This window comes from Rhodococcus sp. ZPP (assembly GCF_017656075.1).
In the GTDB taxonomy this organism is placed as follows: domain Bacteria; phylum Actinomycetota; class Actinomycetes; order Mycobacteriales; family Mycobacteriaceae; genus Rhodococcus_F; species Rhodococcus_F oxybenzonivorans.
The window spans coordinates 143,050-156,831 of record NZ_CP058638.1 but is presented as its reverse complement, the minus strand read 5'-3'; the positions used below and the strand labels follow the sequence as shown (position 1 = coordinate 156,831).

Annotated in this window: 13 protein-coding genes and 2 pseudogenes; 3 read left to right on the top strand and 12 right to left on the bottom strand. The window is 68.8% G+C overall.

Going from position 1 to position 13,782, the window contains the following annotated elements; all coding sequences use genetic code 11:
- Nucleotides 1-207: 207 nt before the first annotated feature.
- Nucleotides 208-1,971, top strand: a complete 1,764-nt coding sequence (gene ctaD, locus HYG77_RS00865) for a cytochrome c oxidase subunit I (protein ID WP_208961609.1) — start codon at nucleotides 208-210, stop codon at nucleotides 1,969-1,971.
- A 50-nt stretch (nucleotides 1,972-2,021) separates the two neighbouring features.
- Here ctaD and HYG77_RS00860 read toward each other — a convergent pair.
- Nucleotides 2,022-2,246 (bottom strand): annotated as a pseudogene (locus HYG77_RS00860) (MBL fold metallo-hydrolase); the annotation flags it as partial.
- Nucleotides 2,247-2,259: 13 nt separating this feature from the next.
- Complete coding sequence (locus HYG77_RS00855; RefSeq protein ID WP_208961608.1) at nucleotides 2,260-2,688, bottom strand: STAS domain-containing protein; 429 nt, start codon at nucleotides 2,686-2,688, stop codon at nucleotides 2,260-2,262.
- 283 nt (nucleotides 2,689-2,971) lie between these two features.
- On the opposite strand from HYG77_RS00855, the gene HYG77_RS00850 reads away from it, so the two are divergent.
- Both HYG77_RS00850 and HYG77_RS00845 read left to right on the top strand, forming a co-directional pair.
- Complete coding sequence (locus HYG77_RS00850; protein WP_208961607.1) at nucleotides 2,972-3,403, top strand: ATP-binding protein; 432 nt, start codon at nucleotides 2,972-2,974, stop codon at nucleotides 3,401-3,403.
- A gap of 112 nt (nucleotides 3,404-3,515) precedes the next feature.
- Nucleotides 3,516-3,764, top strand: coding sequence for a DUF6480 family protein (locus HYG77_RS00845; protein ID WP_208961606.1), 249 nt, complete (start codon nucleotides 3,516-3,518; stop codon nucleotides 3,762-3,764).
- 18 nt (nucleotides 3,765-3,782) lie between these two features.
- On the opposite strand, the gene HYG77_RS00840 is transcribed toward HYG77_RS00845, so the two are convergent.
- From HYG77_RS00840 to HYG77_RS00795, 10 genes and pseudogenes are all read right to left on the bottom strand, one after another.
- Entirely contained in the window at nucleotides 3,783-3,932 is a 150-nt protein-coding gene (locus HYG77_RS00840) for a hypothetical protein (RefSeq protein WP_204164929.1), read from the bottom strand.
- Between the two features lie 73 nt (nucleotides 3,933-4,005).
- On the bottom strand, nucleotides 4,006-5,070 hold the full coding sequence (locus tag HYG77_RS00835; protein ID WP_208961605.1) for an NAD-dependent epimerase/dehydratase family protein: 1,065 nt from the start codon (nucleotides 5,068-5,070) through the stop codon (nucleotides 4,006-4,008).
- 42 nt (nucleotides 5,071-5,112) lie between these two features.
- On the bottom strand, nucleotides 5,113-6,147 hold the full coding sequence (locus HYG77_RS00830; RefSeq protein WP_208961604.1) for an NAD-dependent epimerase/dehydratase family protein: 1,035 nt from the start codon (nucleotides 6,145-6,147) through the stop codon (nucleotides 5,113-5,115).
- Nucleotides 6,138-7,453 (bottom strand): annotated as a pseudogene (locus HYG77_RS00825) (UDP-glucose/GDP-mannose dehydrogenase family protein). Before HYG77_RS00825 ends, HYG77_RS00830 begins: the two are co-directional and overlap by 10 nt.
- Nucleotides 7,446-8,408, bottom strand: coding sequence for a glycosyltransferase family 9 protein (locus HYG77_RS00820; protein WP_208961603.1), 963 nt, complete (start codon nucleotides 8,406-8,408; stop codon nucleotides 7,446-7,448). Before HYG77_RS00820 ends, HYG77_RS00825 begins: the two are co-directional and overlap by 8 nt.
- Complete coding sequence (locus tag HYG77_RS00815; RefSeq protein ID WP_109329885.1) at nucleotides 8,399-9,103, bottom strand: SDR family oxidoreductase; 705 nt, start codon at nucleotides 9,101-9,103, stop codon at nucleotides 8,399-8,401. The genes HYG77_RS00820 and HYG77_RS00815 overlap by 10 nt, the downstream gene beginning before the upstream one ends.
- A 27-nt stretch (nucleotides 9,104-9,130) precedes the next feature.
- Complete coding sequence (locus HYG77_RS00810; protein WP_244373386.1) at nucleotides 9,131-10,561, bottom strand: PfkB family carbohydrate kinase; 1,431 nt, start codon at nucleotides 10,559-10,561, stop codon at nucleotides 9,131-9,133.
- The gene (locus tag HYG77_RS00805; protein WP_109335090.1) at nucleotides 10,558-11,070 is read right to left on the bottom strand and encodes an SIS domain-containing protein; all 513 of its coding nucleotides are present in this window, start codon (nucleotides 11,068-11,070) and stop codon (nucleotides 10,558-10,560) included. The genes HYG77_RS00810 and HYG77_RS00805 overlap by 4 nt, the downstream gene beginning before the upstream one ends.
- Nucleotides 11,071-11,153: 83 nt before the next feature.
- Nucleotides 11,154-12,197, bottom strand: coding sequence for a glycosyltransferase family 9 protein (locus tag HYG77_RS00800; RefSeq protein ID WP_109329889.1), 1,044 nt, complete (start codon nucleotides 12,195-12,197; stop codon nucleotides 11,154-11,156).
- The gene (locus tag HYG77_RS00795) at nucleotides 12,194-13,774 is read right to left on the bottom strand and encodes an HAD-IIIA family hydrolase (protein WP_208961602.1); all 1,581 of its coding nucleotides are present in this window, start codon (nucleotides 13,772-13,774) and stop codon (nucleotides 12,194-12,196) included. The genes HYG77_RS00800 and HYG77_RS00795 overlap by 4 nt, the downstream gene beginning before the upstream one ends.
- Between the last annotated feature and the right edge of the window lie 8 nt (nucleotides 13,775-13,782).

Here is a 13,782-nt window from a genome sequence, read left to right as displayed (position 1 = left end):
GCCCTACTCCTTCGGGTGCGTTACCGGTAGTTCGCGGTCTACCCGCCGTGTACCTCGCCGCCATCACCTCAAACAGGGAATTCCGAATGTTTTTGTCGCGTCTTCCTCGCACGCCGGGAGGGGTGGCCGCCACCGACCGCAATTCCTGCAGACCTGTGAGGATGGGGTTTACGCTGTAGTCCAATAGTGTCGACCGTGGAGTTGGACATGACGGCAACTGGTGTGCGCCCGATCGAAGCCCGCAGGCCCTATCCGCCGCGTTATCGCCGCAAAGGGTCGTTCATCTACGACATGATCTCGACGACGGACCCGAAGACGCTGGGTTTGATGTATCTGGTCACCGCCTTCGGGTTCTTCCTCGCCGGCGGATTGATGGCGATGCTGATTCGCGCCGAGCTCGCGGTGCCTGGCCTGCAGTTCTTGTCGAACGAGCAGTACAACCAGCTGTTCACCATGCACGGCACGATCATGCTGCTGCTGTACGCCACCCCGATCGTCTTCGGCTTCGCCAACTACATCCTGCCGCTGCAGATCGGCGCCCCCGATGTGGCCTTTCCCCGGCTGAATGCCTTCTCGTACTGGGCTTTCCTCTTCGGCGGCCTCATCGCCTTCGCGGGGTTCATCACCCCCGGTGGCGCCGCGGACTTCGGCTGGACCGCGTATTCACCGTTGACCTCCGCGATACACTCTCCCGGGCTCGGGGCGGACCTGTGGATCATGGGCCTCGCGCTGTCCGGGCTCGGCACCATCCTCGGTGGCGTCAACATGATCACCACGGTGATCTGCCTACGATGCCCCGGAATGACCATGTTCCGCATGCCGATCTTCACCTGGAACATCTTCATCACCAGTATCCTTGTGCTGCTTGCCTTCCCGATCCTCACCGCCGCACTCATGGGGCTGGCCGCAGACCGGCACCTCGGGGCCCACGTCTTCGACCCTGCCACGGGCGGCACGATTTTGTGGCAGCACCTGTTCTGGTTCTTCGGGCACCCCGAGGTGTATATCGTCGCGCTGCCGTTCTTCGGCATCGTGACCGAGATTTTCCCCGTCTTCAGCCGCAAGCCGATCTTCGGCTACAACGGCCTGGTCTTCGCAACCATGGCCATCGCGGCCCTGTCGATCGCGGTGTGGGCACACCACATGTACGCCACGGGCGCGGTGCTCCTGCCGTTCTTCTCCTTCATGACCTTCCTGATCGCGGTGCCCACCGGGGTGAAATTCTTCAACTGGATCGGCACCATGTGGAAGGGGCAGTTGACCTTCGAGTCGCCGATGCTCTTCGCCGTCGGCTTCATCATCACGTTCCTCTTCGGTGGTCTCACCGGCGTCATCCTCGCCAGCCCGCCGCTCGACTTCCACGTCACCGACAGCTACTTCGTGGTCGCCCACTTCCATTACGTGCTGTTCGGCACCATCGTGTTCGCCACCTACGCCGGCATCTACTTCTGGTTCCCGAAGATGACCGGGCGGATGATGGACGAACGCCTCGGCAAGTGGCACTTCTGGACCACGTTCATCGGCTTCCACGGGACCTTTCTCGTGCAGCACTGGCTCGGAGCCGAGGGTATGCCGCGCCGGTACGCCGACTACCTGCCGCCGGACGGGTTCACGACGCTGAACACGATTTCCACGGTATTCGCTTTCGTCCTGGGAATCTCCACGCTGCCGTTCCTGTGGAACGTCTTCAAGAGCTACCGGTACGGCGAGGTCGTCACCGTCGACGACCCGTGGGGTTACGGCAACTCGCTCGAGTGGGCCACCACCTGCCCGCCGCCGCGGCACAACTTCATCGAGATTCCGCGGGTGCGCTCCGAGCGTCCCGCGTTCGAGCTGCACTACCCGCACATGGTCGAGACGATGCGGGCCGAAGCGCACATCGGCCCGGGAGGCCACAAGCAGACGGCCGTCGACGTCGAAGACACCGCCCAGCGTTCGGAGGAGCCGGGAGGACCGGCAGGGGACCGGTGAGGCTCCACGGTGTCGAGGGCGAGGGACGGCGATCAGATGGTCACGGTCTCGCGGGCGGTGCGGTCCCAATGGTCGCCGTGCATGTGGGACAGGACGATCACATCGAGGGGCGGTAACTCGTCGATCCGCAAGGCCGGGTCCTTCAGGCGCCGCGACACCAGGCCGTAACCGAGATAAGCGTGCTGGTGCAGAAAATTGGCGTTGGTGAGCACGGTGATCGGGCCATAACCGAGGAGAACGGTTGCGTTCCCCACGAAGGTCAGCGAGAGAGTCATCACTGATCGGTCGTCATGCGTGCCCGCGAGCATCTATCCAGTCGAGAGCCTTACGTACGGAGTCGCAGGTGGGGATCATCGTGTCGAGTCCGGTGGCCTGAATGGGACGCAGCACCGCCCGGTTGCCGGCAAGCGCCCAGGTCATGTGCCGCTGCCGCGCGGACTCGGCGAACGTCGAGAGCACCGACAGCGCTGAGGTTCCGACGAAGTCGACACCGGTCATGTCGATGACGAGCACGGCGTCGTCCTGCGCGAGGTCGGCCAGCGCCAACGCGAACGACGGTGCGGCAAGCACGTCGATGTCACCCGAGATTCGGCCGATCGTGGCGCCCCCGGTCGCGGCCGCTTCGACCGCGACACCGATTTCGTGGTCGTGCGCGAGGCGCGATCCCCGGTCGCAGTGCGGTGCGGCCACGGCGCTGACGCTGCGTGAAGATTTCATGACCCTCCGATCGCATGCAATCTGTGGGCGTCCGTGCGCGTCTCTTCGTTCCGCGGCGTGGACACACCAAGCGCAAGCGTCGGTGGTCCGACGCCACGTACAGGGCGCACAACCCCCGTCCATTGCGCATCCTGTGGCGTCCGGACTGCGTGCGGCTGTGTTCTCAACCACGCGCGATCAACCCTACGTCCACGCACGGCACGCTTTCAACCGATTGGCGGTTCCGATCGCTGGGTACGCTGCGCGAAGATCCACGCACCTGCGACCGAAATGTGGAGTGCAGATGGCCGAGATCGGCGAAATTGGGAAGCTTCGAGCGGCGCCGGGTTCACCTGTCGAATTACGGGTGACGGCCGAGTTCGATCAGCTTCCGGTGATCAGGGCGGTAGCCGAAACACTCGCTGCCCTCGCTGATTTCGGTGCCGACGAGGTAGCGGACATCAAACTCGCGGTCGATGAGATCGCCTCCGAGCTGATCGGCGCCGTGATCTCCGATGTGGATCTGACGTGTTCGTTCGTGACTTCGGATTCCGCGCTGGCCGTCACGGTGGCGGCCAGAATTCCGGCGGGCAACGTGCCGGACCGCGGGGCCTTCGGGTGGCGCGTCGTGGAGACGGTGACCGACGGCGTGACGGTCACCGAGAGTGAGCTCGATTCGGCGGTACCGGAACGGCAGGTGGCCGTCGAATTCGTCAAACATCGCGGACCGCAATGAGTGCCGGGCGGGGCGCTGTCCTCGTGTGGACGGTGCGCGGGCGGGTACTCGGCGAGGATACGCGCGGCTCGTGCTCGCGAAATGTCGAATCAGGACAGGGAGGATCGTCGCCATGACCGCTCAACCCCCGGATCCGGACCCGGCCGAGACCCCCAATCTCGAACCGGGGGGTGGCGTCAGCCCCGGTTCGACCCCACCTGATGCGGCGCAGACCTCGGGGACGTCGTTCTCCGAGCCCCGAACCGGCAGACATTTTCCGCCTACGGGCATCGCGACAATGGTGGCAGTCGGTGCAATCGCCGCTGTGTTCCTGGCAATTGCCGTTCTGCTGATTCTCGACCTCGCCGGCGTGTGCGACTGAGCAGGAACGACACCCGCGTCAGCTCGGGTCGTCGTCCTCGCCCTCGGCCTGATCCGGTTGATGTGTGCCGGACAGCAGATTTTCGGGGTCCGAATCCGGGTCTTCCGCCGGGTCGTAGGGCTTTTCGGACTCACTGCTCGTGCCTGGCGTTCCCGCGTCTTTCGTCATGGCAACTACCCGGTCCTTTCCTTGTTACTCGCGCAGGCGTCGTCACTCGCGCACGGCGTCGCGATGTCCATGGTCATGGCCGCTGCCCGATTCCGGTCGCGAATTCCCGGAGCCGACCACCTACCGTGTCCCCGTGCAGGGGTGGCGTGGGCAATCCGGCACCATCGCGCAATCCGCCCAGAAATTCCTCGAGGGTTTCCCGGGGCGTGTAGCGCGGCTGCCACCCCAACTCCGTCCGAGCTCGGGTCGTGTCCATGATCGGCAGCTGCAGAACGGTGTCGAGGAGTCCGGGTGAGGCGGGCACCGCGTGCGTGTGCCACGCCGCCCACAGGGCACCGCGGACCGCGGGCCGCGGAATGGGAATCTGACGGGCCCCGAAAAGTTCGGCGAGGTAGGCGCCGTCCACGGGCGGGTCCGCCGCAAGGTTGAAGGCACCGCGCACCGGCCTGAGTACCGCCTGGACGTATGCCGCAGCCACATCGGTGGTGTGCAGAATCTGCGCACGCAGATCCTCGACGAGGGGAACGGCCGGGATGAGCCCGCCCCGGACCAGCCGGCCGGCCAGCAGGGGCCCGACGAACAACCGACGCTGCGCGGTGGCCGACTCCCGCTTGAAGATGAAGCCGGGACGCATCCGCACCACCCGCATATCCGGGTTGCTCAGCTCGTACGCGTCCAGCCACCGCTCCAGATACGCCTTCTCACGCGGGTAGGCGGCGCCGGGCCAGCCGTGGGTGGGCCAGTCCTCGGCGACGCCGGTGTCGGACGGCCCCGGCGAATACGCCGCAACCGAAGAGGCGTACACGAGGGCCGGTACCCGTTCCTCGGCCACGGCCTCGAACACACGGATGGCACCGAGCACGTTGTTTTCGAAGGTGACCTCCGGCTTGTGGGTGGGCTGGAACAACCAGGCGAGGTGGATGACGGCGTCGGCGCCGCGCACGATCGGCCGGAAGTCGTCGACGCGGGAATCGGCGAATATCCACCGTGTCTTCGAGCAGGACCAGTCGGTGTGCCTGCGCGCTACGCCGACGATCTCCTCGACCGACGGCTCCTCGCTCAACGCCTCGACGATGCTCGTTCCGACATTGCCGGTGGCCCCGACGACGACGACCTTCAGCCCCTGCTGCTCGCTCATGGCAGCCGAATACCCACCGAACGCACTCGTAATCGGCGAGGGTCACCGGGTCCCGTCGAACGGCGAGCGGCGGCGCAGCACCGGACTGTCTCCGGCATCGCCGCCGATGACGCCCCGTACCGCCGCGTCGAGCGTGTCCTGCGCCGAATACCGGGGTGCCCACTGAAGTTCGCGGCGAGCCCTGGCCGAATCGAGCAGGGGAACCGAATAGGCCAGATCGATCCACCCGCGGTGGACAGGTTGCAGGTGGGCTCGCCACGTCACGTCGACGAGAAGCGTCAGCAGCGAGCGCGGCACGTGCACGGGGCGGGCGTGGAGCGCCGCACCGAAGTTGTCCGTGCCCAGCGGGGGATCGACCGACAGATTGAACGCCCCGGTGGCCCGCGCGAACACCATTCGAGCCAGCGCGTCGGCAACATCGTCGGCGTGGACGGCCGGGATCGCCAGCGAGCGGTCCAACGGGAGCAGCGGAAGATACTTCAGAGCGCCCGCCGGAATGCCCCGTGGCAGGGTGTAACGGCCGAGTTCGCTGCCTGCTGCCTGCTGGCCGATGAATCCCGGCCGTACCCGGGTGACGGCCACCGAGGAACTCTTTTCGAAGTCGTCGAGTCCCGCCTCGGCGGCGGCCTTGTCGACGCTGTACACCGAGCCCGGCACACCGCCGCGGGGTGCGGACTCGTCGACCGTCCGTCCGGGGGCCGGTGAATACACCGCCCCGGACGACATATGGATCAGATGCGCGACACCGGCGGCCTCGGCTGCGGCCGCCACCGCCAGGGTGCCGTCCACGCCGACGCGTCGGAGATAGTTCCGGTCGTGGGTGGGCTGGAACGCCCACACGAGGTGGATCACCGCGTCGGCGCCCTCGAATATGGGCCGCAACAGGTCGATCGCATCGGGGTGCGCCACGTCGATCGCGTGCCACTGCAGCCCGTCGTACGGCGGGACCTGCGCGGGAGGTCGTCGTGCGAGCCCCACCAGCTCGAGGTTCTGGTCGAGGTGCTCGGACCCGCCTCGGAGCCGGTTGAGCAGGGAGGTGCCGACGTTACCGGTCGCCCCCGTGATGATCAGCCGCATCGCTGTGCCTCGCCGTCCCCGAGTCCGTTCGACACGAGCTGAAAGCCGGAATCTCTCATCACCGCGGGGTCCAAGAGGTTTCGCGTGTCGACGATCGCCTTACGCTGGGCGAGTGTGCCGACGAGGTCCCAGTCGAGGGTTCGGAAGTCACTCCATTCGGTCAGAAGGACCAGCACCGCCGCGTCTTTCGCTACCAAGTAGGGGTCGTCGACCACTTGCACACCCGGGATCGCCGGGGAGTCCGGCGACACACCGGGATCGTAGGCGGTGAGCACGGCTCCTTCAGCGGACAGCGCGGCTGCGACGGTCAGCGCCGGCGAGTCGCGGACGTCGCAGGTGTCGGCTTTGAACGCCAGGCCCAGCAGCCCGATGCGTACCCCGTCAAGGGAGCCGCCTGCTTCGATCCCGGCGGCCTGCCGCGCCTTGGCGACCACCCGGTGCGCCTGCGCGGCATTCGTCTCGAGCGCCGCACGCAGCAAGGGAAACGACACGCCCCCGCGTTCCGCGCTCGCCAGCAAGGCGTGGGTGTCCTTGGGAAGGCACGATCCTCCCCAGCCGGGCCCGGGGTTCAGGAAGCTGGCCCCGATCCGGTGGTCGGCGCCCATGGCCCGTCCGATGTCGCGGATGTCGGCGGCGAAGTGATCACACAGCTCGGCGAGGGTGTTCGCGTAGGACAACTTGAGTGCGAGGAACGCGTTACTCGCATACTTGGCGAGTTCGGCGCTGGCCGGATCCATCCGCAGCACCGGCGCCTCGACGCCGGCGTAGAGGTCGACGACGCGTTGCCCGGCGTCCGCGTCCGAGGCGCCGACGACGATGCGGTCGGGGTTCAGGAAGTCATGCACCGCATGGCTTTCCCGCAGAAACTCCGGATTGCTCACCACGGTGATCCCATGGGGTTCGAGGCGTTCGCCGATGCGGATGGTGGTGCCCACCGGCACAGTCGATTTGGTCACCACGATACTGCCGGGTGCGAGCAGTGCCGCCAGTTCGGTAACCACGGCGTCGACGGAAGAGAGATCGGCGGCGCCGTCCTCACCCATGGGGGTGGGCACGCACACGAATACGGTGTCACACAACGCGAGTCCGGTCCGGTCGGTGGTGATGTGCAGGCGTTCCGATGCCACACCTGCGTGACGAGCCGTTCGAGTTCCGGCTCGAGGAAGGGCAGCTCACTGCGCAGGACATCGACGCGGTGCGCGTCGATGTCCACCAGGGTGACTCGGTGTCCCAGATGGTAAAAGCCTGCGCCGCTGGTCAATCCCACGTAGCCGGCGCCCACGACGCCGACGTGCCGGTCAGACATCCAGCCCTCCTTCCATCGCGTGCTTCTCTGCACATACCTCGCCCACGGCGCCCAGCACGTCCTCGACGGTGATCGCCGCGAGCCCGGGGTCGAGACTGCTCCCGTGCGGGTCACCGCGCCGTCCGGACCACAGGCACGCGTGCTGCGGGCGGCGAGGCGGTCCCCAGTGTGCGGGTGAGACCGGACCGAACAGGATCACCGACGGAGCGCGAAACGCGGTGGCCAGGTGCGCGATCCCGGTGTCGCCGCACAGGACCAGTCGCGCATCGGCGACCACTGCCGCGGTCCCGCGCAGCGACATCTCGCCCGCCAGGACGGCACCCGGCGGCAGTCCGGCGGAATCGGCGACCGCTTCCGCGAGGGGCCGCTCACCTGCACTGCCCGTGACGACGACGCGATGCCCCCGGTCGGCGAGGACGCGGGCCACCGCTCCGAAACGGTCCACCGGCCAGCGGCGGGCTGGGGATGCCGCCCCGGGATGTATGACGACCGCGCCGGGTGCGGCGGACGCCTCCGGTGGCGGTGTGAGATCGAGAACCTCTGCATTACAGGGGATTCCGAACCATTCGAGGAGGGAACACCACCGCTGCACCTCGTGCTGGTCCGCCACCCATTCCGGCCCCGGGAGGTCCGGGTAGTCGGCGTGCCGGTAGGTCAGGGTGCGGGGCGGATTCTGGCGCAGCAGATCCGCGATGCTCTCCGGGCCGCGCCCGTGGAGATTGACCGCCAGGTCGAGCTCTCCGCCGCGGAAGTCGAGGGCGCCGAGACCGGCGGTCGGAACGAGTTCGTCGACCGCGCCGATCAACTCCACCAGTGGCGCCAATCCCGTTGGGGCCGCGAGCGCAAGCCGCCGGTCCGGACAGGACCGGCGGAGCCCGCGCAGAGCGGGCACCGCGGTCAGGAGGTCACCGATGCCGAGCGCGCGCAGGACGAGGACGGTCGGCGTCAGGGCCATGAGCTCTCGGTCGACGAGCACACGACCATCTCTCGAACCTCACATCCGGGGGGCTGGCTCAGGGCGAACAGCACCGTGTTCGCGACGTGCGCCGGATCGTTCAGCTTGGCATCCGCCGGCGGCTTGTACTGCTCGTCGCGGCCGTCGAAGAATGGAGTGGTCATGCCGCCGGGAATCAGCAGCGTGACGCCTACCTCGCCCGCGGTCTCGGCGGCGAGAGCCCGGGTGAATCCCACGACACCGAATTTGGCCGCGCAGTAGGCGGTGGCATCGCTGACCGCTTTGATCCCCAAGGTGGATGCACAGGTCACCACCGTTCCGCGGGATTCCTTCAGGTGCGGCAACGCCGCACGAACCACCGCCACCGTGCCCAGGAGATTGACGTGCACCACGCGCTCCCAGTCCTTGGTGGGGACGGTGTCGAGCCGGCCGCAACTGTCGATACCGGCGGCCGTGAACACGCCGTCCAGCCGCCCGCCCGCCCTCTCGACGAGGTCGTGCACGGCCTGTTCCGCCGCACCGGAGTCGGCGAGGTCGGCGATGACGTACTCGACGTCACCCTCCGGCGCCACCCGGTCGATCACGAGCGGCCTACCGCCGCGCTCCCGCACGGCGCGGACCGTCGCCGCGCCCAGACCGGACGCACCACCGGTGACGAGTACGGTACCGATCTGATCGTTGCTGGCTGTTGTCATCAGGGCTCCCTTCGAGAGTTGAGGCCGTCACCGCGGCCCGGGGTAGTTGCGGCCGTCACGGGGGTCGGCTCGAGTTGCCGCCCGGGCGGTCGCGAGCATCCGGGTCGTCGAGTAGCCGTCGACGACCCGCACGAACACCACGTCACCGCCGTGCCGCCGCACCACCTCCGCTTCCGGAATTTCCTTGTCTGCGTAGTCGTCGCCCTTCACCCACACATCCGGGCGCAGGCGTCCGAGGATTTCGGCGGGCGAGGACTCGTCGAAGATCACCACGGAGTCGACCGAACCGAGTTCGGACAACACCCGCGCGCGGTCCTCGGCGCGTACGAGGGGGCGGTCGGCGCCCTTCATGCGGCGCACCGAGTCGTCCGAATTGAGGCAGACGATCAGCGCATCACCGAGCATGCGGGCCTGCTGAAGCAGGCTCACGTGCCCGCGGTGCAGCAGGTCGAAACAGCCGCCGGTCGCCACCAGCCGTCCACCGTTCCGGCGCACGCGAACGGCGAACTCGTACGGGTCGGTGTGAGCGTCGCCGCCGCCGAGGGCAGGCGCCTGCGTGGAGGAACACACCGAGACCGCGGAGGCCCCGCCGAGGCCGACGAAGCGGGCGGCCGATTCGACCGCCGCGGTCACCGCCTGCTCGACCGAAGCCCCGTCCAGAAGTGCGGTGGCCGCCGCACTGGCGAAGCGATCTCCGGCGCCGCACGTGTCGGGCCTGCTCGCCGCGGCGAGTCGAGCCGATTCGGGGACGGCGATCATTCCGCTCGTGCCGGACGACCGGGTGGCGAGTGCTGCCCCGGCGGCTCCGACCGTGACCGCCACCGCGTCGCTGTCCCACCGCACGGTCAGCCCGGCGGCCCGGTCGAGTGGTCCACGCGCCTCGGGTTCGGCTCGGGTGGCCTCCGCGTCGTTGGGTGTGATCAGCCGGGCACCCGGCACCGGTGCCGAGCCGCGGGGATGGGGATCCCACACCACCGGAACGTGCGCAGCGCGTTCGGCGACGAGCGCCCGGATCTCGGGGTGGTTCGCCATTCCGCGTCCGTAATCCGACACGAGGATGGCACCCGCACCGGTGATGGCCTCCCGCACCTGTACTCCCAACGGCTGGGTTGTCGCGATCCCGCCGCCGGAATCGAGGCGGACCAGGGACTGACCTCCCGCGCGGACCCGGGTCTTGCAGACCGTGGTGCCGACGAGGGGCACCGCGACGACCTCGACCCCGGAGCCGAGCAGATTCGTGAGCCGGTCGGCGTCGGCATCGGTGCCGAGGGCGGTGACGAGCACGACCTGCCCGGTGGATCTGGCTGCGAGGAGTGCGGCGAGGCCGGCGCCGCCGGGCCGTTCCCACCGCCGCTCCACGTCGACGACGGGCACCGGCGCCTCCGGGCACAACCTGTCCGCGCTACCTTCGATGTCGACGTCGAGCAGGGTGTCGCCGATCACCACGAGCGGCGTCACGAGGTGACTCCCAGTTCGGCGTCGAGGGCGGCGCACAGCACATGCACCAGCGCAAGATGCATCTCCTGCACCGTCGCCACCGAGGGCGCTTCCACCGCGATGGCGTCATCGCACAGTGCGGCAAGGGGATTCGGTGCCGGACCAGTCAGTGCCCAGGTGGTCACGCCGATGTCGTGGGCTGCCTTGGCGGCGGCCACCACGTTGGGACTGGTTCCGCTGGTGGACAGAAGGACGAGGACGTCGCCGCGCCGTCCGTGCGCCCGGACCTGCCGGGCGAACAGCTCTTCGACGCCGTAGTCGTTGAGAATGGCGGTGGCGGCCGAGGTTTCGGCGTGCAGGGCGATGGCCGACAACGGCCGGCGTTCGTCGCGGAAACGGCCGACCAGTTCACCCGTCAGATGCTGCGCCTCAGCGGCGCTGCCTCCGTTCCCGCATGCCAGTAGCCGCCCATCGGCCGCGAAGATCTCGGCGAGGCGGCGGCCCCAGCGGGCGATCGTCGGTGCGCACATTCGGTTACGTGCCAGCGCATCACTGAGTTCCGCGAAATGCTCGACCGTGAACGTCCGGTCGTCTTCCGCTTTGTGGTGGTCGATCACGGCGTACCTCCTCCGTCGGTGCGGACATCCGGGTGCGCGGTCAACTGCTCGATGGCCGCGAGAACCTCCTCGGTGGTGACAGTGTCGAGACAGGGATGACCGGGCACGGGGCACTCGCGCGCCCGCGTCCCGGCGCAGGGTGCGTTCGCGCGCCCCAGAAGCCGGTGCGGAACCCCGTAGGGTGCCCACCTGTCGGGGGGCACCACCGGTGCGAAGAGGGACACCACCGGCGTGCCCACGGCCGCGGCGAGGTGCGCCGGCCCGGTGTTCGGGGCCACCAGCACCCGTGCGCCGGCGAGGATCGCGGCCATCTCGAACATGTCGGTCGCGCCGCCCAGGTCGGTGGCCCAGTCCCCGGCGACATCGCGGGTGAGATCCCGTTCCCCAGGTGTCCCGGTGACCAGTACGCGAAGACCCGCCGCCACCAGCCCGCGGACCAGGTCGCGGCTCCGATCCACGGTCATCCGGCGGGCGGGGACCGCCGCCCCGGGATGGACGACGATGTACGGGGTGTCCCCGGTGACGGTGGATACGTCGGGCAGGGGTCGCCGAACCTCGAGCCGGCCGCGGTCACCGGCCGGCAGCGCGTACCCCGCGGCGGTGGCCAGCGACAGCGCGCGCTCGGCCTCGGGCGGGTCGCCGCCGACTTGATGGCGCAGGTCGAGCAGTGCCCCGGGGTAGTCCTCGCTGATCGCCCCGATCCAGGGCACCGCGGCCATCCGGAGTACGAGGGCGAGGGGGAGCGGTGACTGGTGGAACGAGGTGAGGATCAGCGCGCGGTCGAGTTCGAGAGTCTCGACCTGTTTGATCAGTTGGTGCACCGATTCGGCGGTGACGGGGGAGTGCTCGAAGTCGACCCACGGCGCCTGCCACTCGATGATGTCGTCGACGCCGGGCAGCAGTTCCGCCGCCGCACGGCCGCGGGGGCCGACCAGCATGGTGACGCGGGCGCTCGACTGCGCCACGGCCCGAACCGCCGGACCGGCGAGCAGGACGTCGCCGGCGCTGTCCAACCGGGCCACCAACGCGTTCCCCGTCATCGCCGATCTCCCATCGCCAGAGCGACCGCGGCCACGAGAGTCGGTGCCACCGCTGCCTTGCGGTGCGCGGCCGCCACCTCCTCGGGCAATGTCCGCGTCGTCGGGACGAGGACCGCACGCGCACCGGCGGTCAGGGCGGCGTCGACGTCCGCTCCGGTGTCGCCGATCAGCACGCAGCGGCGTACATCCACCCCCAGTTCCTCCGCTGCCCGCCGGACCATCGTGGGATGGGGTTTGCGGCATTCGCAGCCGTCGGCGGCGTCGTGCGGGCACACCTGCCAGGTGTCGAACGGGCCGAGAACCTCCTCGACCCGCGAATTGACCGCGACCAGCCGCTCCGGTGAGATCAAGCCCTTCGCGACGCCCGACTGGTTGCTGATCACGCCGATCGGGACCCCGTGTGCGCGCAACCGCCCGAGAAGTTCGACCGCACCGGGAACGGGCCGCACGAGGTCGGGGTCCGAAAGATAGGGCACGTCGACGATGATCGTGTCGTCTCGATCGAACAGGACGGCGGCCGGACGTTCCCGCTCGGTCCGGCGCACCTGAAACTCCCCGCGTAGTCGCCACCCGCACGCGACGGGGGGAATCAGGGCGCTGGTGAAAGCCATCCGGAATACCTCGCGGGGAGTACGCGGTCCGGGAAGGATCCGGCGCACCGCGAAGTCGACGGTGCTGCCGGCCCAGAGTGCACCGGCGACCACTGCCGCCTGCCGCTTGCCGGCCAGGCCCAGCGCCAGGGCCAGGCCGCCGGCCGAGGTCGCGAGGACGTGTCCCCGCATGCGTCCGGGACCCTCGCCGATCTCGTGTCGCCAGTGCGGGCCGAACTTGCGGCGCATCAGGGCGTTATCCGCATTGCCGGCCTGCGCCCGCATACTCGTGAACATGGTCCCGCGTCCCGGCGGATGCGTGGTGACGCGGGCTCCGTCGACGATGCGGTACCCCGCGCGAATCACGCGCAGCGCCAGGTCGGCGTCTTCCCGGAAGGCGCGGGGAAAACGCTCGTCGAAGCCACCGACGGCCTGGAGCGCGGACCGGCGATACGCCATGTCTGCGGTGATCCATCGGGCACCGGCCAGGGCCGCGGTCCTGCGTTCGTCGTCATCAGGCGGGCGGGACGTCGGGAGCGGCACCACGATGCGTGCCTGCGACGCTCCGACCGGGTCGTCCGCCGCGGCCGTCTCGGCCTCCTTCAGGTCGGCGACGAGGTCGTCGAACCAGGTGGGCGCCACCATCACGTCGTCATCGAGGAATGCGATCCAGGGGCTCGACGCCGCCCGCCAGCCGACGTTGCGGGCGGCCGCCGGACCGCGGCCTCCCGAGGTGAGGAGCCGCACGGGCAGATAGCCGGTAGGCACTTGAAGTGGGCCGTGGTCGCCGGGACGGTCGTCGACCACCACGATCTCGTGCGGCCGCGCACCCGTGGCGGAGGCGAGCGCCCCGAGGAGACGGTCGAGACTCGGCCGGCCCACCGTCGGGATCACGACCGAGTAGGCGACTGCACTCTCTCCTGGTGCAGTGTCTCCAGGTGTGCTGCCTTCGACTGCGCTGGGTCCGCGCCGATCGTCCTCGCTCATGACCGGGG

Bases quoted from the DNA above. Each gene is read 5' to 3' on its own strand.
- ctaD (WP_208961609.1), top strand. From the start codon at position 208: ATGACGGCAACTGGTGTGCGCCCGATCGAAGCCCGCAGGCCCTATCCG.
- HYG77_RS00855 (WP_208961608.1), bottom strand. From the start codon at position 2,688: ATGAAATCTTCACGCAGCGTCAGCGCCGTGGCCGCACCGCACTGCGAC.
- HYG77_RS00850 (WP_208961607.1), top strand. From the start codon at position 2,972: ATGGCCGAGATCGGCGAAATTGGGAAGCTTCGAGCGGCGCCGGGTTCA.
- HYG77_RS00845 (WP_208961606.1), top strand. From the start codon at position 3,516: ATGACCGCTCAACCCCCGGATCCGGACCCGGCCGAGACCCCCAATCTC.
- HYG77_RS00840 (WP_204164929.1), bottom strand. From the start codon at position 3,932: ATGACGAAAGACGCGGGAACGCCAGGCACGAGCAGTGAGTCCGAAAAG.
- HYG77_RS00835 (WP_208961605.1), bottom strand. From the start codon at position 5,070: ATGAGCGAGCAGCAGGGGCTGAAGGTCGTCGTCGTCGGGGCCACCGGC.
- HYG77_RS00830 (WP_208961604.1), bottom strand. From the start codon at position 6,147: ATGCGGCTGATCATCACGGGGGCGACCGGTAACGTCGGCACCTCCCTG.
- HYG77_RS00820 (WP_208961603.1), bottom strand. From the start codon at position 8,408: ATGGCCCTGACGCCGACCGTCCTCGTCCTGCGCGCGCTCGGCATCGGT.
- HYG77_RS00815 (WP_109329885.1), bottom strand. From the start codon at position 9,103: ATGACAACAGCCAGCAACGATCAGATCGGTACCGTACTCGTCACCGGT.
- HYG77_RS00805 (WP_109335090.1), bottom strand. From the start codon at position 11,070: ATGTGCGCACCGACGATCGCCCGCTGGGGCCGCCGCCTCGCCGAGATC.
- HYG77_RS00800 (WP_109329889.1), bottom strand. From the start codon at position 12,197: ATGACGGGGAACGCGTTGGTGGCCCGGTTGGACAGCGCCGGCGACGTC.
- HYG77_RS00795 (WP_208961602.1), bottom strand. From the start codon at position 13,774: ATGAGCGAGGACGATCGGCGCGGACCCAGCGCAGTCGAAGGCAGCACA.